The organism is Pseudomonas sp. NPDC089918 (assembly GCF_050280605.1).
Classification (GTDB): Bacteria; Pseudomonadota; Gammaproteobacteria; order Pseudomonadales; family Pseudomonadaceae; genus Aquipseudomonas.
Genome location: NZ_JBNNVP010000010.1, coordinates 25,990 through 50,159, shown reverse-complemented (window position 1 = coordinate 50,159; position 24,170 = coordinate 25,990). Strand labels below are relative to the sequence as shown.

Here is a 24,170-nt window from a genome sequence, read left to right as displayed (position 1 = left end):
CTCGCTCCCACATTTGGATAGGCTGTACTCGTTGACCTGCATCAACATCTGAATCCCTGCATAGCGGCACAATGCTGGCACCTTGCCAAAACTGTTTCCGCTATCAGAGAAGACCTCCATGGGTGCCTGGCTTAGCAACATCTCGCTGAAATACAAATTCTGGGCGGTCAACGCCGTTGCCTTCGTCACCACCCTGTTGCTGGTGCTGTACGCCGTGCAGCTTGAACAACAGGCCCGCAGCCACGCCGCCCAGGCTTCGGCTCAGGCCCAGGCGCGATTGCTCAATGCCTGGCCTGCCGGGCAGCCGCTGCCCAAGGCCGATAACCTGTTGACCTTCAATCGCGGGCAGGCACCGTTACTGAATGGGCAACCGGTGCTGGAGCTGACCGATACCAATGGTTGGGTCGAGTTCAACGCTATGCCGCTGTTCGGTGAAAACCCGTTGATGGGCGCCGAGATACTCACTCGCCCCGATGGTCAACAGATCGCGGTGATTGCCCATGGCCCGAGCCTGAGCCAAGTGTTCGGCGAACGCTTCACCCACTACGCGGTAGCGGTGTTCATCCTGATGCTGGCAATGCTCGGCGCCTCGCAACTGTTGATCCGCTTCCTGCTCAGCCAGCTCAACACGTTGAAAGACGTGATGCTCCATGTCGAGAAAAGCGGCGACCTGTCGGCCCGTGTGCCGCTGGCTTGCAAGGATGAAGTCGGGCAGATGGCCAACGCCTTCAACGCCATGCAGGCCGGTTATCAGCGGGTGGTCAACACCGTCGCCAGCACCGCCCGGCAACTGGATGTCGGTGCCGCGCGGCTGGCCTCTAGCATGAACGAGGTGCGTCACGGCATGCTCGGTCAGCAAAGCGAAACCGATCAGGCCGCCACAGCGATCAACGAAATGACCGCCACGGTCCATCACATCGCCCAACACGCCGGCGCCACCCGCGACCTCTCGCAAACCGCCGACACCCTGGCCGGCAGCGGCCAGGAAGTGGTCACTCGGGTGCAGAAATCGATTGGTGGGTTGTCCACCGGCGTGCAGCAAACGGCCGAGATGATTCAGCGTCTGGCCGAGGACAGCCAGAAGATCAACGGCGTGGTCAGCGTGATCCACAGCATCGCCGAACAGACCAACCTGCTGGCCCTTAACGCCGCCATCGAAGCGGCCCGGGCCGGGGAAATGGGCCGCGGGTTTGCGGTGGTCGCCGATGAGGTGCGTAACCTGGCCAAGCGAGTCCAGGCGTCCACCGACGAGATCACCACCATGGTTTCAGCGCTGCAGGCCGGCACTCGGGATGCCGTGGACTTCATGCAGGAAAGCTCGTACAAGGCGGACGACTGCATGCAGCAGGCTCAGGAAGCCAGTGTGGCTCTGGTCGAAATCACCAGTGCGGTGGCGCAGATGCGTGAAAGCAATACGCAGATCGCAGTGGCGGCCGAACAGCAGAGTCATGTGGCGGAGGAGATGAATCGGGCGGTGGTGAGCATTCGCGACGTCACCGAGAATACCGTGCAGCAGACCGTGAATTCGGCGATTACCAGCAATGAGTTGGCGATGTTGGCCGGGGAGTTGAGCAAGGCCATAGGTCAGCTGAAACTGTGACGGCCCCATCGCGGGCAAGCCCGCTCCCACAGGATTTGCGCTATTTTAAAATTTGCGCATGACCTGTGGGAGCGGGCTTGCTCGCGAAGGCGTCAGACCGGTCAACATCAATATTGACCATGACCCCTATCACTTCGATAGCCAGCCTCGATTCGCCGACGGCTTTCGCCCGGCCTATTCTTTGTTCAAGAGCCTCATCGAACCAAGGATAAGCATCATGGGCAAACGTCATCCCAACCTTCCCGCCTGGCAATGGCGAGCGTACCCGCATAATCACCAGCACCCGACCAATCTGGTGTTGCACCTGATTGCCGTGCCGCTGTTCATTGTGGCGTTTTTGCTGATGGTCTCGGGGGTGTTCAGCCTGGATCTGGCGAGTATCGCGATCGGCGTTATCGGCCTGATCGCCGCCCTGGGTCTGCAGCGCCAAGGTCATCGCCTGGAGGCGCAAGCCTCCGAGCCCTTCAGTGATCGCAAAGACGCCGTATCACGCTTGTTGGTCGAGCAGTTCCTGACCTTCCCACGGTTTTTCTTCAGTGGCGGCTGGTGGCGCGCCTGGCGTGAACGCCACCGCCGTCGTCACTGATCAGGCGAAAATCGTGACTGTCTGCCGGCTCATGGCGATCAACTGACCGTCTTCGCTCCACAGTTTTGCGGCGGCGTGCCCGTAGCCGTCAGCGGCATACTCGATTTCCACCAGGTACTTGCACCAGTCCAGCGTGCTCAACGCAAGTAACGGCTGGACGAATTCGATGGTCCAGGTCAGCGTGCTGCCTGCCGCAGGCTTCTTCAGATACGACAACAAGGACGGCGGCCAGGCATCGACCAGCGCCAGAATATGCGCCTCGCTGACCACCTCGTCCTTCCCTTCTCCACGCAAGCGCACCCAACCTCCCATGTCGCGGGAGGTGTTGCCGGTGAACGGCAGGCCACCGACACTCCAGCGCATTGCCAAATGACGCATGAATTCCGGGGTCACCCCTTTGATATAGGGCATTTCCTGGCAGTCGTCCCAGTGCTTCATCTCGGGCGCAGCGTTAGCCGTGACCGCCACTTCGGAAGGTCGCGAGGCGCCGAAGCTGCCCTGGACCAACGTCACCACTTGCCCCTTCTGTATCGCCCGGCCCAGCACCTGGCTGACGGCTTTGCCTTCGCGCAACACATCGACTTCAAAACTGACTGGCACATCGGGTTCGACCGGGCCGACAAAGGTGATTGCCAGCGAACGCACCGGACGATCCGCCCGGACTTTTGCGCGCATGGCTTCGTATTGCAAGGCGGCTATCAGCCCACCAAAACTCGCCCGGCCCTGGCCCCATTCCGCCGGAATAGACAGCTCCTGCGGCTGACTGCGCACAGCGTCGAGCAGATCGGAAAAGTGCATGGGAACCTCAGAGACAGGAAAATGGATGGAACGATCTTAACCAGCGCGCAAAGCTGACACAGCGCTTATTCCGGCCAAAATCACTGACAGATGAGCCGTGCCAACATTGAACACACAAACTGATGTGGGAGCGGGCTTGCTCGCGAAAGCGCTCTGACATTCAACATTTACGTTGAATGTTATGCACTCTTCGCGAGCAAGCCCGCTCCCACATTTGATCTTTAGGGTTTTCAGGATTTGAAGCAGGCGGCGCTGAATTTGTCGAGGACGTGGTCGGCGCGTGCTTCGGCCTCGGCCAAGGTGGTTTTCCAGACCGCGACACAAGGCTGCAGATCGGGCTCTTCTTTGGCGCGGTCCAGCCACTGCCAGCTGTCGTGCCAATCGCCCAAGGCAGCCTGCGCCGATTTCAGTCTGGGCAGGGCCGCTTCCGGTAAGCGATCCAGTTCGGGGTAGGCTTCGATGCCATAGCGCACGCGCTTGATCAGCAGGCGCAGGCGATGGCGGTCATGGGCGGGATCATGCAAAGCCTGGTCGAGTTTCTTCCACTGTTTGCCCAGGCGTTTTTCAATGCGCTTGCGCAAGCCCTTGAGCAAACCCTGACGCTGAGAAGCCCGCAGGAAACGCGGAAAGGCATCGAGGATCATCAGCATCTGCGCCACTTCCGGGCTCGCCGCGACGACGGGATAAGCCTCGTCCATCCGCGCCATGCGCCGGTGCGCGGCCTCGGGTTGATCGTGCCGGAGCAGGTACGCCGCCAGCACTTCGCGATCGCGCAACGGCGTGGTCAGGTCACCAACCCGGGATGCCGCCGCTTCCAGTTGCTCGACCCCGGGCAAACCGCGCAAAGGCCGCAGCAAGCTGCGCAAACGCCGCACGGTGGTGCGTAGGTCGTGCAGCGCTTCAGAGTCGGTTCGGGTACTCAAGCGTGCCTGACAGGCGAGCAGGCGAATGTCCAGGCTCAGAACGTGAGCCACCAACCGATCAACCAAGGCAGACATCGCTTGCTCCGTGAATCGAGTTCCCCCATTGGCTATAGCATGCTTCAGCGGCCGGCGCGAGACTCGCGAATGTAGAAGCGCGCCTTCTCGGCTTTCTTGGTGCAACCCTCATAGGCTTCGAATTGCTGCTGGGTCTTGGCACCGGTCAGCAACGACAGCGCCTTGGAGTAGCTGACGGTCCCAGCAAAGCCCTCGACCTTGGCCAGGTCCAGTTCATGCCAGGCGGCGTCGAGCTGGCTTCCGCAGCTGTCACGGTAAGCGGTTTTACCGGCACAACCGGCGAGTGCCAGGGCAATCAACGGCACACAGATCCAGACTTTCATCACTCACACCTCGAAGATAGGTAAACATGCATGCACGTAAGACGGTCTGGCACGTGAAAAGTGCCTTGGGCCGCAGTGGAAACCCGCCGTGAAAATTACAGCGCCCGCGAGAATACCTATTCGCCCTCCCAGAGTGTCAAAAAACGACGCACTGGCCCCGTCGAACGACCATAGCGATTGAAGCGTGCCCCTCGATAGGTGCATTGTTGAACCTTGTCAGAGAGGTCGATTCATGAAAAAGCGTGTCGCACTGGTGTTGGGCTCGGGTGGCGCCCGGGGCTACGCCCATATCGGCGTCATTGAAGAGATCGAACGGCGCGGCTACGACATCGCCTGCATCGCCGGTTGCTCCATGGGCGCAGTGGTCGGCGGGATCTATGCCGCCGGTAAACTCAACGATTATCGCGACTGGATCGAGAGCCTGGATTACCTCGACGTGTTGCGTCTGGTGGACGTCAGCTTTCGCCTGGGCGCAATTCGCGGGGAAAAGGTCTTCGGGCAGATCCGCAAGATCGTCGGCGAGATCAATATTGAAGACCTGCGCATTCCCTACACGGCGGTGGCCACGGACCTGACCAACCAGCAGGAAATCTGGTTCCAGGAAGGCTGCCTGCACCAAGCCATGCGCGCCTCGGCGGCGATCCCCAGCCTGTTCACGCCGGTGATGCAGGGCAATCGAATGCTGGTGGACGGCGGCATTCTCAACCCATTGCCGATCGTGCCGGTGGTGTCGAGCCATTGCGACCTCATCATCGCGGTCAACCTCAACTCCACCAACCAGCGTCATTATCAACTGCCAGTGATCCAGCGCCCGGCCGCGTTCAAGACCCGTTTTGACAGCCTGATCAACTCGTTGGGTTCGAAAATGCCCTTCCGCCGCAAACAGGCGGAACAATTGCTGCTGCTGGAAAAGGAAGCGTTGATGGCAGAAGCGGCCGATATCAATCCGTGGATCGAATCCGCCGCACCCGAAGGCCAGCAACCGGCGGCGGCCCCGGAAAGCAACGGCGCACCGAAATCCGCCACCGGGTCGTTCATCATCGACAACGTCGGGCCGGCGTCCTTGCTGGATCTGATCAACCAGAGTTTCGAGGTGATGCAGACCTCATTGGCGCAGTACAAGATTGCCGGGTATCCGCCGGATATCCTGATCAACGTGCCCAAGCGGGTGTGCCGGTTTTTCGAGTTCTACAAGGCGCCGGAATTGATCGCGCTGGGGCGCGAGATTGCGCGCGATACGCTGGATCGGTATGAGAATGAGCGGGAATCTTGAGGCCTGACGATCGTTCCCACGCTCTGCGTGGGAATGCATCCTGTGACGCTCCGCGTCACGACTTCAAAAGCGGACGCAGAGCGTCCATGGCGGCATTCCCACGCAGAGCGTGGGAACGATCAACTAAAGGCTACCCTCACTCAACAACCGATACCCTACCCCGGCTTCGGTAACGATAAACCGTGGCTGAGTCGGATCATCCGCCAGTTTCTGCCGCAGGTGCCCGACGACGATCCGCAGATAGTGGCTGTCTTCGGTGTGTGTCGGGCCCCAGATGTCCTTGAGCAATTGCTGCTGGGTGATGACCCGCCCCGGATGCCGCGCCAGTTGCGCCAGTACCGCGTATTCCTTGCGCGTCAGCGCCACTTCGGTGCCGTCCAATAGCACCCGGCGATAAGCCAGGTCCACGGTGAGCGGGCCGAAACTGAGCGCCGCTTCCTGAGCCTCACCCGTCGGCGCCTGACGCAGCAAGGCGCGCACCCGGGCCAAAAACTCCTGGATGCCGAACGGCTTGGTCACGTAGTCGTTGGCGCCGCCATCCAGGGCTTGTACTTTCTGCCCTTCGCTGGCGCGCACCGAGAGTACCAGTACCGGCACCGTCGACCACTCGCGAAACTCGCGCAGCACCTGCTGGCCGTCCATGTCCGGCAGGCCGAGGTCGAGCACCAGCAGGTCGGGTTTGTTCAATGCGGCCTGGGCCAGGCCTTCCGTGCCGGTGCCGGCCTCCAGCACTTTGTAGCCTTGGGAGGCGAGGCTGATGCGCAGGAATTTGCGGATCTGCGGTTCGTCGTCGATGACCAAAATGGTCGCAGTCTGGCTCATGAATTCATATCAACACAAAGAAGTGGCAAGAGAGTAGCGCAGGCGAGATCAGGCTTCACTGTCCAATCCCGGTTGAGTCTGCAACGGCAGGTGCAGCGTGATGCAGGTACCGCGCCCTTCGATACCGTCGGCGACGCTGATCCGCCCGCCATGGGCACCGACCATGCCCTGACAGATCGCCAGCCCCAACCCGGTGCCCTGCCCGCCGCGATCACCGCGAGCGGCGGTGTAAAACATGTCGAAAATCTTCGCCCGGTCCTCCTCGGGAATCCCCGGCCCCTCATCGCTCACCGAAAAAAACAGCTCGCTGTCAGTGGCCCCGGCACGCAATTCAAGACGCCCGCGGGGGGGCGAGAAACGCGCGGCGTTTTCCAGCACGTTGACCAGTGCTTGTTCGATCAGCGCGGCATGCACATAGAGCAGCGGCAATTCGGCCGGCACTTCGGTAATGACCTGCAACGATGCCAGCACCGCGCGCAGACGATTGAGCGAACTGCCGACGATGTCTGCTGGCGACACCCAGTCTCGCGCCAGTTTCAGGGCGCCGTGACCGAGGCGCGTCATGTCTAGCAGGTTTTGAATATAGCGATCCAGCCGTTCGGCTTCATCGCGGGTGCCTTCGAGCAGTTCGCGGCGGTCCTCCAAGGGAATCGCCTCGCCAAGCGCCAGCAGGCTGTCGATGCTGCCGCGCATGGAGGTCAACGGCGTGCGTAAATCGTGGGACACCGAGGCCAGCAGCGCGCTGCGCAGTTGCTCGGTTTCGCCATGCAAGCGCGCCGCCTCAAGGTCATCGGCCAGTTGCGCGCGGGCCAATGCCTGGGCCAGCGGTTGGCTCAATGCGGTCAACAAGCGCCGCCGCTGGCCGCTCAGGGTCTGACCTTCTTTGGCACACACGCCGAGCAGCGCCAGCGGCCCATCATCCACCGACAGTGGCCACCACCACCAGCGCCCGAACGGCAAGGTGCCGGTGCCTGCGCCGGCCGGTTGGTCGTGTTGCCAGGCCCAATCGGCGGCGGCGCGCTCGGCTTCGGAGAACTCCAGCGGCCCGCCGGTTTCGACTTTCCAGCCGCTCTGGCCATCGCGATTGAGCAGGCACAGTTTCAGGTCGGTCCAGCCATTGAGGTGCTGCGCCGCAGCGCTGACCACGGCCTGACGGTCGGTGGCGGCGGTGAGTTTGCGCGACAGGTCGAGCAGTTCGCTGGTTTCTTCCTGGGTGTCGCGCAAGGCCTGCAATTGCCGCCGTTGCCGCGCCGCAAGGTTACCGGTCAAGGCTGCCATCAACAGGAAGAACAACAAGGTCAGCACGTCTTCTTCGCGCTGGATTCTGAAGGAGAAATTCGGTGGAATGAACAAAAAATCATAGGTCAGAAACGACAGCGCCGCGCAGGCCAATGCCGGGCCGAGGCTGCTGCGCACCGCCACCAGCAACACCGCGGCGAGGAACACCAGCGAAATGTTGGGCAGCGGCAAGACGCTCGACACCGCCCAGGCCAGGGCACTGGCGAGCACCGTCGCCACCAGTGCTAACGCGTAGTCGAACCAGACCAGCGACTGCGCCGAGCGTTGGCGCGGTTGATGCTGTTCGTGGTCTCTGTCGAGCACGTTGATTTCCAGCCCGCGAGCATCACGCAGTAAACGAGACGCCAGACCGCCACCGAACAACCGTCGACGCAAACGCTGGCGCGACTGGCCCACCAGTACCAGGCTGGCGCGGCGTTCAGCGGCATGCTGGATCAGCGTTTTCGCCACCTCACCGGCACGCAGCAACACCACTTCGCCACCGAGGCGTTCGGCCAGTTGTTGAGCGCTTTGCAGGCGCAGCCGCGATTGCTCGTCGCGCACACGGCCGTTGTCCACATGCACCAGGCTCCACGGCAGATGCCGACGCTGGGCCACACGACTGGCGTGACGCACCAGGCGCTCGGCCTGAGCATCGCCATCGACGCCCACCAGCAAGCGACCGCGCACAGCCGGCGCGGCCTGCCCCAACTGGCGATAACCCTGGGCCAGATCGTTATCCACCTGAGCGGCGGCGGTTTGCATCGCCAGTTCGCGCAGGGCGGTGAGGTTGGTCTGGGTGAAGAACGCATCGATGGCCGCCCGCGCCTGCTCCGGCACGTAGACCTTGCCGTCGCGCAGACGCTCCAGCAACTCGCGCGGCGGCAGGTCGATCAGCAGCAGTTCGTAGGCTTCTTGCAGCACCCAGTCCGGCAGGGTTTCGCGCACCTGAACGCCGGTGATGCCGCGCACTTGATCGTTGAGACTTTCCAGATGCTGGACGTTGACCGTGGTGAACACGTCGATGCCGGCAGCCAGCAATTCCTGGATGTCTTGCCAGCGCTTGGCGTGTCGACTGCCGGGGGCGTTGCTGTGGGCCAGTTCGTCCACCAGCACCAGTTTCGGTTTGGCGGCAAGCAGACCGTCGAGGTCCATTTCTTCGAGCATCACGCCGCGGTATTCCGAGCGCACCAACGGTTGCTGCGGCAAGCCAGCCAGTAGCGCTTCGGTTTCGGCGCGACCGTGGGTTTCGACCACCCCGGCCATGACTTTCACGCCCTGGCGCAATTGAGTGTGGGCGGCTTGCAGCATGGCGTAGGTCTTGCCGACTCCCGGAGCGGCGCCGAGGAACACTTTGAGCCGGCCACGGCCATCGCGGGGCAGGTCTGCTAACAGCGCGTCGGCGCGGCCGGAGTCACTCATGCTTGAAGTTCTCTCTAATTGATCGTTCCCACGCTCTGCGTGGGAATGCAGCCCGGGACGCTCCGCGTCCCAGCCGAAGCGGACGCAGAGCGTCCATAGATGCATTCCCACGCAGAGCGTGGGAACGATCCTTTCCAAACTTTTGACCTTTACAGTTTTTCCAGCGCCATATTCAGCGCCAACACATTCACCACCGGCGGCCCCACCAAGGGCTGTTCAATGTGCGCATCCAGCAGTTGCTCAAGCGTAGACACTGGCAGATTGCGCGCCGCCGCGACACGCGCCAGTTGATAGGCAATCGCGTCCGGTGGCAAGTGCGGATCGAGGCCGCTGCCGGAGGTGGTCAGCATCGCCAACGGCACCGGCCCCTGGCCAGCTACCTGCAATTTACTGGCCTCGTCGATAACCCGAGTGGCGAGCGCCGGATTGCTGGGCGAGAGGTTGCTGGCGCTGCTCGACACGGTGGCAAAGGCACCGGCCGATGGCCGTGGGTGGAACCAGCCATCACCAACGAAATCCTGGGCGATCAGCGACGAACCCCGAACCTTGCCGTCGGCGTCGCGCACCAGGCTGCCGTTGGCCTGGTCCGGGAAGGCGACCTGGGCGACACCGGTGACCACCAAGGGATAGGCGACGCCGGTGATCAGGGTCATCAGCAACAGCAGGCTCAGGGCCGGACGTATCAGTGTGGACATTTCAAAATCCTCGATTCGATAAAAAACTCAGGTCTGGAAGCTACTGCTCAACCCGGTGGCAAAGGAGCTTTTGTGGCGAGGGGGCTTGCCCCCGTTCGGCTGCGAAGCAGTCGCCAGAGCGATGCATGCGGTATGTCTGAAGAAATGAGGTTTTAGGTTTTGGGGCTGCTGCGCAACCCAACGGGGGCAAGCCCCCTCGCCACAAAAACCCCTCACCACTGGCAAGCGCCTCAGCACAAAAAAACCGCACACTCAGATCAACCTCAAACCAAATGCAACGCCGTCAACAACATGTCGATCGCCTTGATGCCCACGAACGGCACCAGAATCCCGCCCAGCCCATAAATCAGCAGATTGCGCCGCAGCAACGCCGCCGCACTCACCGCTTGCACCCTCACACCACGCAATGCCAAAGGAATCAGCACCACAATGATCAAGGCGTTGAACACAATCGCCGACAGAATCGCGCTCTGCGGACTGCTCAGGTGCATGACGTTGAGCACACCCAGTTGCGGGTAGATCGAGGCGAACAGCGCCGGCAGGATCGCGAAGTACTTGGCCACGTCGTTGGCGATGGAAAAGGTGGTCAGCGCACCACGGGTCACCAGTAATTCCTTGCCGATTTGCACCACGTCCAGCAGCTTGGTCGGATCGCTGTCGAGGTCGACCATGTTCGCCGCCTCCCGCGCCGCTTGCGTACCGTCGTTCATCGCCATGCCGACGTCCGCCTGGGCCAGGGCCGGGGCATCATTGGCACCGTCGCCGCACATGGCGACCAAGCGACCGTCGTTCTGCTCGTGACGAATGCGCGCCAGTTTTTTCTCCGGTGTGGCTTCGGCCAGCACGTCATCCACGCCCGCTTCGGCGGCAATCGCAGCGGCGGTCAGCGGGTTGTCTCCGGTGACCATGACCGTGCGAATCCCCAGCTTGCGCAACTCGGCGAAACGCTCGCGGATGCCGGGCTTGACCACGTCCTTGAGGTGAATGACACCGAGCAATTTGCCGTCGGCGCAGACCAGCAGAGGCGTGCCGCCACTCTGGGCGATCTTGTCGATTTCCCGGGACAGAGGCGCGGCCAGATCGGCGCGTTTCAGGCCGACGAAAGCCAGCAGCGAATCCACCGCGCCTTTGCGATAGACCCGGCCCTGATAGTCAACGCCAGACAAGCGGGTTTCAGCACTGAACGGCACCGCGGTCAGCACCTCGGCGGACGGCTCGGGTTGCGGATGAAGACCGCGCAGGTACTCGACGATGGATTTGCCTTCAGCCGTGTCATCGGCCAAGGAGGCAAACAACGCGCCTTCGGCCAGTTCCTTGGCAGTGACACCAGGCGCGGCATAGACCGCTGAGCAGCGCCGGTTGCCGAAGGTGATGGTGCCGGTCTTGTCCAGCAGCAGGACGTGAACGTCCCCCGCCGCTTCCACGGCGCGACCGGATTTGGCGATCACGTTCAGGCGCACCAGACGGTCCATCCCGGCGATACCGATGGCCGACAACAAACCGCCAATGGTGGTCGGAATCAGCGTGACCAATAACGCCACCAGAAACACCAGCGGCAGGCTGCCATTGGCGAAGTGGGCGAACGGTTGCAGGGTCACCACCACCAGCAGAAAGATCAGGGTCAGGCCGATCAGCAGGATATCCAGCGCCACTTCGTTCGGGGTTTTCTGGCGTTTGGCGCCTTCGACCAGCGCGATCATGCGGTCGAGGGTCGACTCGCCGGGGTTGGCAGTGATACGCACCAACAGCCAGTCGGACACCAGTCGGGTGTTGCCGGTGACGGCCGAACGGTCGCCACCGGACTCACGAATCACCGGTGCCGATTCACCGGTAATCGCCGCTTCGTTGACCGCCGCGATGCCTTCGATCACCTCGCCGTCACCGGGGATCATCTCCCCCGCTTCGACGCGCACCACATCACCCTTGCGCAGGCTGGTGGCGGGCACCACCTGAAAGCTGCCATTGGCGTTTTTGCGCCGGGCACTCAAGCCTTCACTGCCGGCCTTGAGGCTGTCGGCACGGGCCTTGCCGCGACCTTCGGCCAGAGCTTCGGCGAAGTTGGCGAACAACACGGTGAACCACAGCCACAAGGCGATTTGCGCGGCGACGAAAGTCGGCACGGCGCTGTCGGGAATGAAGCACAGCACAGTGGTCAGAATCGCAGTCAGTTCCACCACCAGCATCACCGGCGCACGTTGCAATTGCCGTGGGTCGAGCTTTACGAACGCTTGCACCAGCGCCGGGCGCCAGAGCGCGGCGATCGCGGTTTTCGGTTGTTCCGGCGCCTTGACGACGGCGGCTTTAGTTGCGGGCATATTCATCATTGACTCCTTAGAAGCCCAAGCTCAGATGTTCGGCAATCGGGCCCAGCGCCAGGGTCGGCAGGAAGGTCAAACCACCCACCAGCAAAATGGTCACGGTCAACAGCACCACGAACAGCGGGCCGTGAGTCGGGAAGCTGTTCTGGCCGATCGGCGCGGTTTTCTTCATCGCCAGGCTGCCGGCCAGGGCCAGTACCGGGAGGATGTAACCGAAGCGACCGATCAACATGCCCAGCCCCAGCATCAGGTTGTGGAACGCGGTGTTGGCACCGAAGCCGCCGAACGCCGAGCCGTTGTTGGCACTGGCCGAGGTGTAGGCATAAAGCAACTGGCTGAAACCGTGAGCACCGGGGTTACTCACCGCCGCGACCGGGCCAGGCAGGCTGGCAGCAATCGCGCCGAGCACCAGCACGCCGACTGGCATCACCAGTAAGGTCACCACCAGTAACTGGACTTCTTTGGCTTGCAGTTTCTTGCCGAGGTATTCCGGCGTGCGGCCGATCATCAGCCCGGCGAGGAATACCGCGATCAGCACGTTGAGCAACATGCCGTAGAGCCCGGCCCCGACGCCGCCGAAGATCACTTCGCCGACCATCATGTTGATCATCGCCACCATGCCGCTCAGCGGGTTGAGGCTGTCGTGCATGCCATTGACCGAACCGTTCGACGCCGCAGTGGTGGTCACCGACCACAGCACGGTGGCGGTGGTACCGAAGCGCGCTTCCTTGCCTTCCAGCGGCGCGGTCTGTTCGACGGCGACGTTGTTCAGGGTCGGGTTAGGCTGGTACTCAGCCCACAGTGAAGTGGCGCCGCCGATCAAAAACAGCGCCAGCATGCAGGCGATGATCGCGCGGCTCTGACGCAGGTCTTTCACGTAATGGCCAAAGGTGAACACCAGCGCCACCGGGATCAGAATGATCGAAGCGACTTCGAACAGGTTGCTCCACGCCGTCGGGTTCTCGAACGGGTGCGCCGAGTTGACGCCGAAGAAGCCACCACCGTTGGTGCCCAGTTGCTTGATCGCAATCTGGCTGGCGGCCGGGCCGAGCGGGATCACCTGATCGACGCCCTGCATTGTCACGGCGTTCACGTACTGGGCGAACGTTTGTGGCACGCCCTGCCAGACCAGATACAGCGCCAGCAGCAGGCACAGCGGCAGCAGGCCGTAGAGGGTGGCGCGGGTCATGTCGACCCAGAAGTTGCCCAGGGTCTTGGTCGACTTGCGACCGATGCCGCGACATAACGCAACCAGAACCGCCAGGCCGGTGGCAGCGCTGACGAAGTTCTGCACGGTGAGGCCGACCATCTGACTCAGGTAGCTGAGAGTCGCTTCGCCGCTGTAGGACTGCCAGTTGGTATTGGTCATGAAGCTGACGGCGGTGTTGAACGCTTGCGTCCATTCCTGACCCGGCAAATTTTGCGGATTGAGCGGCAAATAATCCTGAAACAGCAGGATCGCGAACAACAGCAAAAAACCCGCGAGGTTGAAGGCGAGCAAGGCCAGGGTGTATTTCTGCCAGCTCTGCTCAGCCTGTGGATCGACACCGGCCACCCGATAGCAACCCCGCTCCACCGGCCCGAGGATCGGCGACAGCCAGGTGCGCTGCCCTTCCATCACCTTGTAGTAGAAGCGCCCCAGAAACGGTGCCGGGATCAGCACCACGGCAAAGAAGGCGAGGATCAGCCAATAGTCATAACTGTGCATAGCCGCTCCTAGTTCCGGTCCGCGCGCAACAGCGCAACCAACAGATAAATGAACAGCCCCACTGCCAATAGCAGTGACACCCCGTCCAGAACGCTCATGGAAATTCTCCGTGTTACGGCGTATTGCCGCGTGTGGAGTGATTGTCGGGAGGGAGGCTGTAAAGGCGCGAGATCGAGGGGGGTGGCGGGGCATAAATAAAGCGTAAAGAGTGGGGTTAAGGCTTTGTTACAGCGGTGTTCCGGCGGGCCTCATCGCGAGCAGGCTCGCTCCCACAGGAGTTCGGCGTTGTATGGACGGCAGCATTCCAATGTGGGAGCGAGCCTGCTCGCGATAGCGCCAGAACAGGTGTCGACGCCCCTAACTGGAGCACAAAAAGCACTCATCCAGCCGCGAACATCCCCGATACGACAGCTTTCCGCGCTTTACGACGCCCTCCTGAAAAATGGCACGCCCACTGCACACGCCCTCCCCCGAGCTTTTCCAAACCGTTCAGGGAGCAAGGCATGAACACACAACTCAAACCCACGCTGGGTACGCTGCACCTGTGGGGTATCGCGGTCGGGCTGGTGATTTCCGGTGAGTACTTCGGCTGGAGTTACGGCTGGGGCGTGGCCGGGACACTGGGCTTTCTCGTGACCTCATTCATGGTCGCCACGATGTACACCTGCTTCATCTTCAGTTTCACCGAACTGACCACCGCCATTCCCCATGCCGGCGGTCCCTTTGCCTACAGCCGCCGCGCCTTTGGCGAGAAAGGCGGTTTGATTGCCGGGTTGGCGACCCTGATCGAGTTCGTCTTCGCCCCTCCGGCGATTGCCCTGGCGATCGGCGCCTACCTGAATGTGCAGTTTCCCGCCCTCGACCCGAAACACGCGGCGGTCGGTGCCTACATTGTGTTCATGGGCTTGAACATTCTCGGCGTGAAACTGGCCGCGACCTTCGAACTGGTGGTCTGCGTATTGGCGGTCGCCGAATTGCTGGTGTTCATGGGCGTGGTCGCCCCGGCGTTCAGCTTCAGCAACTTCGCCCTCAATGGCTGGGCTGGTGCTGATGTGTTCGGTGCGCCAGCGATTGCCGGGATGTTCGCGGCCATTCCGTTTGCCATCTGGTTCTTCCTGGCCATCGAAGGTGCAGCCATGGCCGCCGAAGAAGCCAAGGACCCGAAACGCACGATTCCCAAGGCCTATATCAGCGGCATCCTGACCCTGGTGCTGCTGGCCATGGGCGTAATGTTCTTCGCCGGCGGCGTCGGTGACTGGCGCACCCTGTCGAACATCAACGATCCGCTGCCGCAAGCCATGAAAGCCGTGGTCGGCGAAAGCTCCGGCTGGTTGCACATGCTGGTGTGGATCGGCCTGTTCGGCCTGGTGGCGAGTTTCCACGGGATTATTCTCGGCTACTCGCGGCAGTTCTTTGCGCTGGCCCGGGCCGGTTACCTGCCAGCATCCCTGGCCAAACTGTCGCGCTTCCAGACCCCGCACCGGGCGATCATCGCCGGTGGCGTGATTGGCATTGCGGCGATCTACAGCGATGGCTTGATCAACCTCGGCGGCATGACGCTGACGGCGGCGATGATCACCATGGCGGTATTCGGTGCGATCGTGATGTACATCATGAGCATGCTCAGCCTGTTCAAACTGCGCAAAACCGAACCGAACCTGGAACGCACCTTCCGCGCGCCCTGCTACCCATTGGTGCCGTTCATTGCGTTGATGCTCGCGGTGGTTTGCCTGGTGGCGATGGCCTGGTTCAACACCTTGATCGGGTTGATCTTCCTCGGCTTCATGGCAGTGGGTTTCGTGTACTTCATGCTTACCGCGCAACTGCGTGCCGATGCGCCGGCGGATGCGATGTTGACCGGGCTATAACCTCACACACCGCGCCCCTACGGGGGAATGTGCAAGTTTCGAAGATGTGACGCAGATGAACGGGACATAACAGGCCTAGAATGGAACCACTGCGAAATTCCATCGCTCAAAAGTGGTATGCAGGATCGATCGGCGAACCCTCGCCCACCGGCCTGCCCTTAAGGAGAGCCGTTATGCCTTGGTATGCCTGGTTGATTCTGATCGTTGCCATCGGCTCGATCGTTGGCGGTTTGATGATGCTGCGCGACACCGCCAACAAGGTCGAATTGACCGAAGAGCAACGCAAGCGCGTCGCCGAACGCAATGCGGAAGCGGATGCCAAGGATGCGCAGGACCGCTAGATCAAAAGATCGCAGCCTTCGGCAGCTCCTACATGGAATATGCGTTTCCCTGTAGGAGCTGCCGAAGGCTGCGATCTTTTTGCTCTTGCTTTTAGCGCTTACTTTTCCCAATCGGCCTTGGCGATGTGCAAGCCATGCAGCCCCTTGTAAGCCGCACGTTCCGGCTGGCTCCAGCCTTCAAGTAACGACTCCTCCAACCGATAAATCTCAACGCCTAATGGGCGACACACACTCAATGGATCCTGCGCATCCGGCCCCCACATGGCCAGTGACAAATCCCCACCCGGACAAGTCGACAGCGCGCACAGCAAATCAATCTCGGCAAAGAACTCCAGATAATCACCCTTCTGTGCCGGGCAGGCTTTCATGAAGTACATGTCGTCGTGGTTCAGACCAGTGCACTGGAAAATGTTCAGCACATCATGCACGTCAAACTCGGTCAGGCCATGGGGTAACACGGCGCGGGTCAAATTCGAGTGGCAGTGATGATGGAAGTCCTCGCCGGTGAGCATTTTGTTCACATACGGATCGCACCGCGTCCCCAGCAAGTCGTGCAAACGCCCGCCATGTTCGTCGATGCCGTACCCGGCCAGGCTATCGTCGGTGATGGTCACCAGCGGCCGCAAAAATGGCAGGTTCGACCAGAGCCGGTCATGAATGCTGACATGAGCACCCTGCAACTGCCGGGTCCGCGCCGCCCACAAGCGTTCGCGCGGGTCATGGGCATTCCAGACATTGAAATCCCCGACTTGCGGGCCAACCGGGGTCGTGACCCTGAACACGTGCCCCGCCGGCACATTCCAGGCGCGGCCAGTGCGGATCGGCACTTCGAACTGTTCGATCAGCGTGCGCCCCTCTTTCTTGTCCCGGACTCTCTCGTAGAAAGCCGTGTCCACCTGCAAGGCCGAGCCTTTGCTGACTTGATAGGCCGCCGGATAGTCTTTGTACATGGCACAAATCCTCGATCAGTGATGGGAAGAAGGGGCAAGCATCTGCAACAGGAGGTGTTCGGAGTCGTCGAGATAAAGGCTCATCGCGTCCCCGGCCGCGGGTTTGTCGCCGTCGGCCAGCAAGTCATGTATCTGCCGGTCACGCGCCAGCCAAGGCGCCTGAAAACGTGATTCATCGGGAGCGGTGCAAAACACCAGGCGCAGTTGCGCGACAACGTTAGTGAAGAACTCATCAAACAACGGACTGCGCAGCAATCCGACGATGTGTTGATGAAACGCCAGGCTGTGGGTGCCGACGGCGCGCCAGTCCTCACGCTCCCGGGCCAGCTCGGTGGCCTCCAGGGCTTCGAGCATCCGGTCGGACTGATATTCACGCAATGGCTGACTGGCGCTGATGGCTTGCAGCTCCAGGGTGCGACGAACCTTGAACAGATCGCGCACATCCTCGACACCCAACCTGCGCACCATCACGCCTTTGTTGCGGACATAACGGGTCAGCCCTTCCTGACCCAGACGGTGCAACGCCTCGCGAATTGTGTTTCGCGAGGCGTTGTAAGCCGACACCAGATCGTTTTCCACCAGCGCCATGCCCGGCAGCAAACGACCGCCGATGATGTCAGCGCGCAACTCCAATGTGATGTGGTCGGCCAGGGACAGTCCGCTGCTCATACTCAATGCCTCGTGATTGTTCAACAATCGTCAGCGAATGAGTAATCACTATTCGTGCCATCTACCTTGAACTACTCCTCCCAGTATTTGAACAACACACTGGCGTTCACGCCACCAAATCCGAAGCCGTTGGATAACGCGTAATCGATGGTCATCGGCCGCGCCTGACCGTGAACGATGTCCACCCCTTGCGTTGCCGGATCCGGGTTATCGAAGTTGAGCGTGGCCGGCACCACCTGATCTCGGAGCGCCAACAGCGTAAAGATCGCCTCGATCCCGCCAGCAGCGCCGAGCAAATGCCCGGTGGCCGATTTGGTCGACGTCACCGCTATCTTGTTGTCCGAGCCGAACAACGCTTTGATGGCCGCCAACTCCCCCAAATCCCCCACCGGGGTCGAGGTTGCATGGGCGTTGAGATGCTGCACCTGCGCCGGCGAAATGCCCGCCTGGGCCAACGCCAGCGACATCGCCCGACGCGCACCGCTGCCATCTTCAGGCCCCGCGGTCAGATGATAGGCATCGGCACTGGTGCCGTAACCGACCAGCTCGGCCAGCGGCTGAGCGCCGCGCGCCAAGGCATGCTCCAGGGATTCGATCACCAGAAGGCCCGAGCCCTCGCCCATCACAAAGCCATCACGCCCACTGTCGAACGGCCGCGAGGCGCGTTCCGGGGTGTCGTTGTAACCGCTGGACAACGCCCGAGCCGCCGCGAACCCGGCAAGGCTGACACGATCGATTGCCGCTTCCGCACCGCCACACACTGCAATATCCGCTTCGCCACAGCGAATCAGCCGCGCAGCGTCACCAATCGCCTGAACCCCGGCCGCGCACGCTGTTACCGGAGCCCCCAAAGGCCCCTTGAAACCATGCTGGATCGACACATGCCCTGCCGCAAGGTTGACCAGAAACGAAGGAATGGTGAACGGCGACAAACGTCGCGGGCCACGGTTGTCGGTGGTGCGCACCGCATCGGCAATCGCGCCGAAACCACCCACGCCCGAGCCAATAATGGTGGCAGTGCGTTCCTGGGCGTTGACGTCCTGCGGATGCCAACCGGCCTGCTCCAGTGCCTGACGCGCCGCCTCCATGGCAAACATAATGAAGCGGTCCATCTTCTTCTGCTCTTTGGGCTGCGTCGCCCGGTCCGGATCAAAACCCGCCTCGGGATCTTCCGCCAGCGTCTGCACCGCGCCACCGACCTTGGTGGTCAGATCGGCAACCACCTCGTCCGGCAACGCCCGCAACCCGGAACGCCCGGCCAACAAACGCGCCCAAACCGCTTCGACGCCACTACCCAACGGCGACACCAGGCCCATGCCCGTGACGACCACTCGACGATTACTCATAACGCAAATACCTCAAGCCGATTCATGGCGCCTCACTTGTAACGCGTGGCGGCCGTGCTTCTGGACAGATTCGGCGCCATCGCATGACGCGCCGCCATAAAGGCCTCCCACTCGGAGGCATTCGGTAACGAAGGAATGGTGATCAACTCACCCTGGTCCAGACCCGACAATGCCGCGTCGACCATCTCCCCTGCTTCCATGATCATGTCCGCCGGAATCTGGGACGCATCGATACCGGACCGCTCCAGGATCTCGGTACGTGTGACGCCCGGCAACACCGCTTGAACCTGAACCCCGGTGCCCTGCAGTTCGGCGTCCAACGACTGAGTCAGACTCAACACATAAGCCTTGCTCGCGCTGTACGTCGCATTGAACCGCTCCGGGAACAACGCCACCACCGAGGCAATGTTAATAATCGTCCCCCGACCGGCCTTGGAAAAACCGGCCGCCGCTGCCGAGGCCAACCGCGTCACCGTGGTGACGTTCAGCTGAATCAAACGCTCCAGCTCATCCAGATCCGCATTGGCAAGCAAACCATCCGCCGCGACACCGGCGTTATTCAGCAACAGGCTGATACTCGAATCGCTACGCAGGCGCTGCTCAAGCTTCAACACATCATCCTTTTGCGTCAGATCCGCCTTCAGCACCTCCACCTGAACCCCATGCGCCGCGCGCAACTGGCTCGCCGCGGCCTCCAGCCGTTCCTGATCACGGGCCACCAGCAACAAATCAAAACCACGCGCCGCCAACCGCTCCGCGTAAACCGCACCGATGCCGGAAGAAGCACCGGTGACGAGGGCCGTACCTTGGTTCTGGACAGAATTCATGACGGTGCTCCTGGAGGATGCTTGAGGAAGGTGAGCGTCTGAAAATCAGGGCGCATCAACAAATGACGAATTTATTATAGGCATAATTTAAGCGCCATATGATAGACGTAATTTTTCCCGTCCCGATGAAAGGCTTCGGATCGCCCTCTGCGGCAATATGCAAAAAGGCCGGTCAATGACCGGCCTCTTGGAGTGGATCTACAAGCTTAGTTCACTTCCAGCTTCTCGCGATTCTTGTCCAGAATAGCCTTGCCAATCCCCTTCACTTCCAGCAATTCGTCGACGGACGAAAACGGCCCATTACTCTCACGATAAGCAACAATCGCCTTGGCCTTGGCCTCACCAATCCCGGACAACTCGCGCTGCAGAGTCGGCGCATCGGCGCCATTGAGATCGACCTTGGCGGTTTGAGCCTTGGCGGCAGCATCCAGCATCAGGGGTGCCTTGGCAGCCTCTGGCGCGCCCGTCGGTGTAGCCGTCGGTGCAGCAATGGCCGCAATAGAGGCGCTGGTGAGCAGGGCAAAAACCAGAGAGTAGAAATAGCCAGTACGCATAAATGAAGCTCCATGACATCGATTGAGAAAGCAGCTTTTCCGAAGCTGCCTTCCAAACTTAGGCGATGTGGTGGAGCTGTCAAAAATGTGTCCGTTACAGGATGTGAAACAATCAGGGTTCGAGGCGGCGTTGCTGATGAATCCAGTCGACAATCTCCCCGTCGGGGGTATAGCCGCTGACCGTTTCGCGCAAGAGTTGGCGCACGCGGGAATAATCGTCCTGCTCGACGGCGAGCAACAAATCAGTCAAACGGCTCTTGAGCACATCCCAGGGCAAATGATCTTCATTGGCCGTCATGATCATCGGATGCGGCGTCGCAGCGACGTTATCCCCGATCAACAACTCTTCGTAGAGCTTCTCGCCCGGACGCAACCCAGTGAACTCGATCGAAATATCGCCCTGGGGATTTCGCTCGGAACGGATGCTCAAACCAGACAGATGAATCATCTTCTCCGCCAGCTCGACAATCCTCACCGGCTCGCCCATATCCAGCACAAACACATCACCGCCCTGCCCCATGGAACCGGCCTGAATCACCAGTTGCGCGGCTTCGGGGATGGTCATGAAGTAACGGGTGATCTTCGGATGGGTCACCGTCAAAGGCCCACCCGACTTGATCTGACTGTGGAACAACGGAATCACCGAACCGGAAGATCCCAACACATTGCCAAAACGAACCATGGTGAAACGGGTTTTATTGACCCGGGATACATTGGCTTTATCGCCAAACAGCACCGGAGCAATTTCACGACTGAGGGCCTGAAGGGTCAACTCCGCCAGACGCTTGGTGCTGCCCATGATGTTGGTCGGACGCACGGCTTTATCGGTGGAGATCAGCACGAAGTTGGCCACACCCGACTGCAAGGCAGCCTGAGCAGTGTTCAACGTGCCGATGACATTATTGAGCACGCCTTCGGCAATGTTGTGCTCGACCATCGGCACATGTTTATAAGCCGCTGCGTGATAAACGGTATCCACGCGCCAGGTCTTCATCACATCGAGCAGTTTATGCGGGTGACGGATGGAGCCGAGAATAGGCAGCAACTGAACCGACACCGACTCACGACTGGCACGCTGCTCCAGCTCTGACAGGATGCTGTAGAGGTTGAACTCACTGTGTTCGAACAGAATAAGCGTGGTCGGGCCAAGGGAGAAAATCTGCCGACACAGCTCCGAACCGATCGATCCGCCGGCGCCAGTAACCATCACTGTCTTGCCTTTGATACAGCGCTCGAGCAAATCGGACTGGGCTGGCACGGCATCACGACCGAGCAAGTCAGCGATATCCACTTCCTGAATGTCTTCAACCTTGACCCGACCGCTGGCCAGATCGGTGAAGTTCGGGACGCTTCGCACGTGAAGCGGATAACCTTCCAGCAGATTGAGAATTTCCCGGCGCCGTGCGCGGGTGGACGATGGGAGCGCCAGGAGAATTTCCTGGGCGCCCGTGACGTCAATCATCTGCTGGATGTGCTTGGGTTTGTAGACCTGGAGGCCTGAGATAGAGCGATCGGCGATGCTGGAATCGTCGTCGATGAATGCCACCGGGCGCATCACCCTGCCCATGCGTAATGCAGCAACCAACTGATTACCGGCCACGCCTGCGCCGTAGATGGCGACTTTGGTGAGGCCGTCATCACGGCTGGTGAACGGTACGTGCTGGGCAGCGGTGAACCAGTCGCCCATGAAGTATTGGCGCATGCACAGGCGTAGGCCGCCGATGATGACGAGGCTTAGCCACCAGTAGTTGAAGATGATTGAGCGCGGGACGACGGTTTGGTGGTTGCTGTACCAGTAGACAACGACCGCCAGGATCAGGGATGACAGGCTGACAGCTTTGATGATGGCTATCAGGGCATCATTGCCAAAATAACGCATGACCGCTCGGTACATGCCGAAGCGGATGAACAAGGGAATGGCTACAACCGGCGCGCAGGCGAAAAGCCAGAAGTGGACCTTCAAGGGATTGTACATGTCGTCGATGCCGAGGCGGACGATGAAGGCAAGCCATAAGGCAACCCACACAAGCAGCACGTCGGTGGCGACCTGAATGAGGCGCTTTTTCCGGCGCGGCAAGCCTAAAAGGAACGTCCTGAGTCTCTCCATAACGTCATCGAACACTATTTCCCACTCCCCCACCTAAATGCGCGATTGGATTGTACTCGTCTGAGCAGTTTCAGCACATCACATATAAGCGATTGATACCGCAGCATAAATCAACAAATCAGCTTTGATGAGAAGCAATCGCAACTGCCTCAACCATCAATGGGCCAGTACCAAAACTCAAATCTAGAAAAATCTATCCTTCGGACACCGTATCTACCTCAACAAGCGCTGAGAAATTGATTGACCCAGCATAGCTAGCACTCGTCTTCCCGCCACTCACCCATCAAATCGGAGGCCTCGACGGGTGGACGTTGTCATTTCACGCCTCTGATATGCGATCACTTTTTTCCAACGAAGTGCCTGCTGAACAGACTTTTCGAGAAAACCATCTTAAAATGCCGCCCGGATTGGGTCGTGGACAGTTTCCGAGCACTGGCTTCGCCCCTCTACACCCGAAATCCTGTCCTGATTTGTGCACTGCTCGCGCTCTAAAAACTACAGCTTAGTCGCAGATACCGTATTCAATTCGGCAATGTTTGAGATTAGAAAATGAACACGCAGCCCCAAATACCCGAACTGAACGCGGGCGCCAACAAGAACACCGTCTTTACGGCTACCAGCGCCAAAGTTGCCATCTTGCTTTGCACCTATAACGGCTCTGAGTTTATCAGCGAACAACTGGAGTCGTTCACGATGCAAACCCATAGAAATTGGGTTATCTATGCATCGGACGATGGCTCAAGCGATGAAACCATCAGTCTCCTGAAGGACTTTCAAACCAAACAGGGAGAAGATCGTTTAATCATTCTGGAGGGCCCGCGCCAAGGCTTCGCAAAGAACTTTCTGTCGCTAATAAAAAACCCATCCATTGAAGCTGATTATTTTGCATTCAGTGATCAAGACGATGTCTGGTTCCCGGATAAGCTGGAACGAAGCATCGCCAATCTGGCAGATGTACAAAACACCCCCGCACTTTATTGCTCCAGGACTCGCCTCATCTCCGCTGACCGGCAGGTGATCGGCGTTTCTCCGCGCTTTTTGGCACCCCCTCACTTCCGCAACGCTTTGGTACAAAGCATTGCCGGGGCAAACACGATGCTCATAAATCGCCAAACAAGGGAATTGCTAGCGCAGACGGCTGATGACGCAACCATCGTCGCCCACGACTGGCTGACTTATCTTCTGGTCAGTGGATGTGGTGGCAAAGTGATTTTCGATCAAACGCCAACGCTCGACTACCGACAGCATGGCGGCAACCTGATTGGCGCCAATTCAGGGCTTAAAGAACGCCTGATCCGCCTGGGCAAGATGTGTTCGGGACGGTTCAATGAGTGGAGCAATCAAAACCTGATTGTGCTTGCGGACTTCAAGTTGAAGTTAACGCCCGAGAACCGACAGACACTGGAGCAATTTGAGCAGGCTCGCCAAAGCTCTCTGTTGCGCAGGCTTTATCTAATGAAAGAGTCGGGTATCTATCGCCAGACCGGCAAAGGTAACGTCAGCCTTTTCCTTGCCGCATGCCTGAACAAAATTTGAAGCAGCACCGCTCAACAACCCAGAAAATCAGTACTCCGACACCGGGCCTCACCCCTCCTGATCTTGCGGGAATTGCAGCGCCATGGATGCCTCCAAGCCGCATATATGGTAAGGTGCCGCCCGCCCAAGGCGAAGAACAGCCGGCCAATGG

Annotated in this window: 22 protein-coding genes; 6 read left to right on the top strand and 16 right to left on the bottom strand. The window is 60.1% G+C overall.

Annotation, left to right across the window (positions count from 1 at the left end; translation table 11 throughout):
* The first annotated feature begins 118 nt into the window (after window positions 1-118).
* Entirely contained in the window at window positions 119-1,600 is a 1,482-nt protein-coding gene (locus tag ACQKPC_RS09715; RefSeq protein WP_427624282.1) for a methyl-accepting chemotaxis protein, read from the top strand.
* 40 nt (window positions 1,601-1,640) lie between these two features.
* On the opposite strand, the gene ACQKPC_RS09710 is transcribed toward ACQKPC_RS09715, so the two are convergent.
* On the bottom strand, window positions 1,641-1,832 hold the full coding sequence (locus ACQKPC_RS09710; protein WP_427624281.1) for a hypothetical protein: 192 nt from the start codon (window positions 1,830-1,832) through the stop codon (window positions 1,641-1,643).
* Here ACQKPC_RS09710 and ACQKPC_RS09705 point away from each other — a divergent pair.
* Window positions 1,818-2,186 (top strand): Mpo1-like protein, encoded by a 369-nt coding sequence (locus ACQKPC_RS09705; protein ID WP_008071687.1) that lies wholly within the window; start codon window positions 1,818-1,820, stop codon window positions 2,184-2,186. The genes ACQKPC_RS09710 and ACQKPC_RS09705 overlap by 15 nt on opposite strands.
* Here ACQKPC_RS09705 and ACQKPC_RS09700 read toward each other — a convergent pair whose 3' ends face one another.
* The 3 genes from ACQKPC_RS09700 to ACQKPC_RS09690 form a co-directional block, all read right to left on the bottom strand.
* Window positions 2,187-2,984, bottom strand: a complete 798-nt coding sequence (locus ACQKPC_RS09700; RefSeq protein WP_427624280.1) for an acyl-CoA thioesterase — start codon at window positions 2,982-2,984, stop codon at window positions 2,187-2,189.
* A 230-nt stretch (window positions 2,985-3,214) separates the two neighbouring features.
* Window positions 3,215-3,982, bottom strand: coding sequence for a CHAD domain-containing protein (locus tag ACQKPC_RS09695; protein ID WP_427624279.1), 768 nt, complete (start codon window positions 3,980-3,982; stop codon window positions 3,215-3,217).
* 44 nt (window positions 3,983-4,026) lie between these two features.
* Window positions 4,027-4,305, bottom strand: a complete 279-nt coding sequence (locus tag ACQKPC_RS09690; RefSeq protein WP_052964059.1) for a hypothetical protein — start codon at window positions 4,303-4,305, stop codon at window positions 4,027-4,029.
* Window positions 4,306-4,537: 232 nt separating this feature from the next.
* Here ACQKPC_RS09690 and ACQKPC_RS09685 point away from each other — a divergent pair, with 232 nt between their 5' ends.
* Window positions 4,538-5,578: a patatin-like phospholipase family protein gene (locus tag ACQKPC_RS09685; protein ID WP_427624278.1), complete on the top strand. Its 1,041-nt coding sequence runs from the start codon at window positions 4,538-4,540 to the stop codon at window positions 5,576-5,578.
* Between the two features lie 123 nt (window positions 5,579-5,701).
* On the opposite strand, the gene ACQKPC_RS09680 is transcribed toward ACQKPC_RS09685, so the two are convergent.
* From ACQKPC_RS09680 to kdpF, 6 genes are all read right to left on the bottom strand, one after another.
* The gene (locus ACQKPC_RS09680; RefSeq protein WP_123357720.1) at window positions 5,702-6,400 is read right to left on the bottom strand and encodes a response regulator; all 699 of its coding nucleotides are present in this window, start codon (window positions 6,398-6,400) and stop codon (window positions 5,702-5,704) included.
* A gap of 48 nt (window positions 6,401-6,448) precedes the next feature.
* On the bottom strand, window positions 6,449-9,100 hold the full coding sequence (locus ACQKPC_RS09675) for a DUF4118 domain-containing protein (protein ID WP_427624277.1): 2,652 nt from the start codon (window positions 9,098-9,100) through the stop codon (window positions 6,449-6,451).
* 149 nt (window positions 9,101-9,249) lie between these two features.
* Window positions 9,250-9,795, bottom strand: coding sequence for a potassium-transporting ATPase subunit KdpC (kdpC, locus tag ACQKPC_RS09670; RefSeq protein ID WP_427624276.1), 546 nt, complete (start codon window positions 9,793-9,795; stop codon window positions 9,250-9,252).
* 263 nt (window positions 9,796-10,058) lie between these two features.
* Entirely contained in the window at window positions 10,059-12,116 is a 2,058-nt protein-coding gene (gene kdpB, locus ACQKPC_RS09665; RefSeq protein ID WP_427624275.1) for a potassium-transporting ATPase subunit KdpB, read from the bottom strand.
* Between the two features lie 10 nt (window positions 12,117-12,126).
* A complete protein-coding gene (gene kdpA, locus ACQKPC_RS09660; protein ID WP_008071672.1) occupies window positions 12,127-13,821 on the bottom strand; it encodes a potassium-transporting ATPase subunit KdpA in 1,695 nt (564 codons plus the stop codon).
* A gap of 8 nt (window positions 13,822-13,829) precedes the next feature.
* The gene (gene kdpF, locus ACQKPC_RS09655) at window positions 13,830-13,919 is read right to left on the bottom strand and encodes a K(+)-transporting ATPase subunit F (protein WP_007899818.1); all 90 of its coding nucleotides are present in this window, start codon (window positions 13,917-13,919) and stop codon (window positions 13,830-13,832) included.
* Window positions 13,920-14,324: 405 nt separating this feature from the next.
* On the opposite strand from kdpF, the gene eat reads away from it, so the two are divergent.
* Both eat and ACQKPC_RS09645 read left to right on the top strand, forming a co-directional pair.
* Window positions 14,325-15,689: an ethanolamine permease gene (gene eat, locus ACQKPC_RS09650; protein ID WP_123494491.1), complete on the top strand. Its 1,365-nt coding sequence runs from the start codon at window positions 14,325-14,327 to the stop codon at window positions 15,687-15,689.
* 173 nt (window positions 15,690-15,862) lie between these two features.
* Window positions 15,863-16,030 (top strand): DUF2897 family protein, encoded by a 168-nt coding sequence (locus ACQKPC_RS09645; RefSeq protein WP_008006000.1) that lies wholly within the window; start codon window positions 15,863-15,865, stop codon window positions 16,028-16,030.
* Between the two features lie 98 nt (window positions 16,031-16,128).
* Here the strand turns inward: ACQKPC_RS09645 and ACQKPC_RS09640 are convergent, their stop codons facing one another.
* The 6 genes from ACQKPC_RS09640 to ACQKPC_RS09615 all read right to left on the bottom strand — a co-directional run bounded on the left by ACQKPC_RS09640 (window position 16,129) and on the right by ACQKPC_RS09615 (window position 22,483).
* Entirely contained in the window at window positions 16,129-16,980 is an 852-nt protein-coding gene (locus tag ACQKPC_RS09640) for an urea carboxylase-associated family protein (RefSeq protein WP_401172976.1), read from the bottom strand.
* Between the two features lie 15 nt (window positions 16,981-16,995).
* On the bottom strand, window positions 16,996-17,649 hold the full coding sequence (locus ACQKPC_RS09635) for a GntR family transcriptional regulator (protein WP_008071669.1): 654 nt from the start codon (window positions 17,647-17,649) through the stop codon (window positions 16,996-16,998).
* Window positions 17,650-17,720: 71 nt separating this feature from the next.
* Window positions 17,721-18,995 carry a beta-ketoacyl-ACP synthase II gene (fabF, locus tag ACQKPC_RS09630; RefSeq protein ID WP_427624274.1) on the bottom strand — a complete coding sequence of 425 codons (1,275 nt, stop codon included), beginning with the start codon at window positions 18,993-18,995 and terminating at the stop codon, window positions 17,721-17,723.
* A 32-nt stretch (window positions 18,996-19,027) separates the two neighbouring features.
* Entirely contained in the window at window positions 19,028-19,822 is a 795-nt protein-coding gene (locus ACQKPC_RS09625) for an SDR family NAD(P)-dependent oxidoreductase (protein WP_427624273.1), read from the bottom strand.
* Window positions 19,823-20,028: 206 nt separating this feature from the next.
* Entirely contained in the window at window positions 20,029-20,376 is a 348-nt protein-coding gene (locus ACQKPC_RS09620) for a ComEA family DNA-binding protein (RefSeq protein ID WP_427624271.1), read from the bottom strand.
* A gap of 112 nt (window positions 20,377-20,488) precedes the next feature.
* Complete coding sequence (locus ACQKPC_RS09615; protein ID WP_427624375.1) at window positions 20,489-22,483, bottom strand: polysaccharide biosynthesis protein; 1,995 nt, start codon at window positions 22,481-22,483, stop codon at window positions 20,489-20,491.
* Between the two features lie 549 nt (window positions 22,484-23,032).
* Between ACQKPC_RS09615 and ACQKPC_RS09610 the strand changes: the two genes are divergently transcribed.
* Window positions 23,033-24,019: a glycosyltransferase family 2 protein gene (locus ACQKPC_RS09610; RefSeq protein WP_427624269.1), complete on the top strand. Its 987-nt coding sequence runs from the start codon at window positions 23,033-23,035 to the stop codon at window positions 24,017-24,019.
* Window positions 24,020-24,170: the final 151 nt, after the last annotated feature.

What these genes read in the sequence shown, in the direction of transcription:
- kdpF (WP_007899818.1), bottom strand. Translation starts at nt 13,919, where the DNA reads ATGAGCGTTCTGGACGGGGTGTCACTGCTATTGGCAGTGGGGCTGTTC.
- ACQKPC_RS09695 (WP_427624279.1), bottom strand. Translation starts at nt 3,982, where the DNA reads ATGTCTGCCTTGGTTGATCGGTTGGTGGCTCACGTTCTGAGCCTGGAC.
- ACQKPC_RS09710 (WP_427624281.1), bottom strand. Translation starts at nt 1,832, where the DNA reads ATGACGTTTGCCCATGATGCTTATCCTTGGTTCGATGAGGCTCTTGAA.
- ACQKPC_RS09620 (WP_427624271.1), bottom strand. Translation starts at nt 20,376, where the DNA reads ATGCGTACTGGCTATTTCTACTCTCTGGTTTTTGCCCTGCTCACCAGC.
- ACQKPC_RS09685 (WP_427624278.1), top strand. Translation starts at nt 4,538, where the DNA reads ATGAAAAAGCGTGTCGCACTGGTGTTGGGCTCGGGTGGCGCCCGGGGC.
- ACQKPC_RS09680 (WP_123357720.1), bottom strand. Translation starts at nt 6,400, where the DNA reads ATGAGCCAGACTGCGACCATTTTGGTCATCGACGACGAACCGCAGATC.
- ACQKPC_RS09645 (WP_008006000.1), top strand. Translation starts at nt 15,863, where the DNA reads ATGCCTTGGTATGCCTGGTTGATTCTGATCGTTGCCATCGGCTCGATC.
- ACQKPC_RS09610 (WP_427624269.1), top strand. Translation starts at nt 23,033, where the DNA reads ATGAACACGCAGCCCCAAATACCCGAACTGAACGCGGGCGCCAACAAG.
- ACQKPC_RS09705 (WP_008071687.1), top strand. Translation starts at nt 1,818, where the DNA reads ATGGGCAAACGTCATCCCAACCTTCCCGCCTGGCAATGGCGAGCGTAC.
- kdpA (WP_008071672.1), bottom strand. Translation starts at nt 13,821, where the DNA reads ATGCACAGTTATGACTATTGGCTGATCCTCGCCTTCTTTGCCGTGGTG.
- ACQKPC_RS09690 (WP_052964059.1), bottom strand. Translation starts at nt 4,305, where the DNA reads ATGAAAGTCTGGATCTGTGTGCCGTTGATTGCCCTGGCACTCGCCGGT.
- ACQKPC_RS09640 (WP_401172976.1), bottom strand. Translation starts at nt 16,980, where the DNA reads ATGTACAAAGACTATCCGGCGGCCTATCAAGTCAGCAAAGGCTCGGCC.
- ACQKPC_RS09635 (WP_008071669.1), bottom strand. Translation starts at nt 17,649, where the DNA reads ATGAGCAGCGGACTGTCCCTGGCCGACCACATCACATTGGAGTTGCGC.
- ACQKPC_RS09625 (WP_427624273.1), bottom strand. Translation starts at nt 19,822, where the DNA reads ATGAATTCTGTCCAGAACCAAGGTACGGCCCTCGTCACCGGTGCTTCT.
- kdpC (WP_427624276.1), bottom strand. Translation starts at nt 9,795, where the DNA reads ATGTCCACACTGATACGTCCGGCCCTGAGCCTGCTGTTGCTGATGACC.
- eat (WP_123494491.1), top strand. Translation starts at nt 14,325, where the DNA reads ATGAACACACAACTCAAACCCACGCTGGGTACGCTGCACCTGTGGGGT.
- ACQKPC_RS09615 (WP_427624375.1), bottom strand. Translation starts at nt 22,483, where the DNA reads ATGGAGAGACTCAGGACGTTCCTTTTAGGCTTGCCGCGCCGGAAAAAG.
- ACQKPC_RS09675 (WP_427624277.1), bottom strand. Translation starts at nt 9,100, where the DNA reads ATGAGTGACTCCGGCCGCGCCGACGCGCTGTTAGCAGACCTGCCCCGC.
- fabF (WP_427624274.1), bottom strand. Translation starts at nt 18,995, where the DNA reads ATGAGTAATCGTCGAGTGGTCGTCACGGGCATGGGCCTGGTGTCGCCG.
- ACQKPC_RS09715 (WP_427624282.1), top strand. Translation starts at nt 119, where the DNA reads ATGGGTGCCTGGCTTAGCAACATCTCGCTGAAATACAAATTCTGGGCG.
- kdpB (WP_427624275.1), bottom strand. Translation starts at nt 12,116, where the DNA reads ATGAATATGCCCGCAACTAAAGCCGCCGTCGTCAAGGCGCCGGAACAA.
- ACQKPC_RS09700 (WP_427624280.1), bottom strand. Translation starts at nt 2,984, where the DNA reads ATGCACTTTTCCGATCTGCTCGACGCTGTGCGCAGTCAGCCGCAGGAG.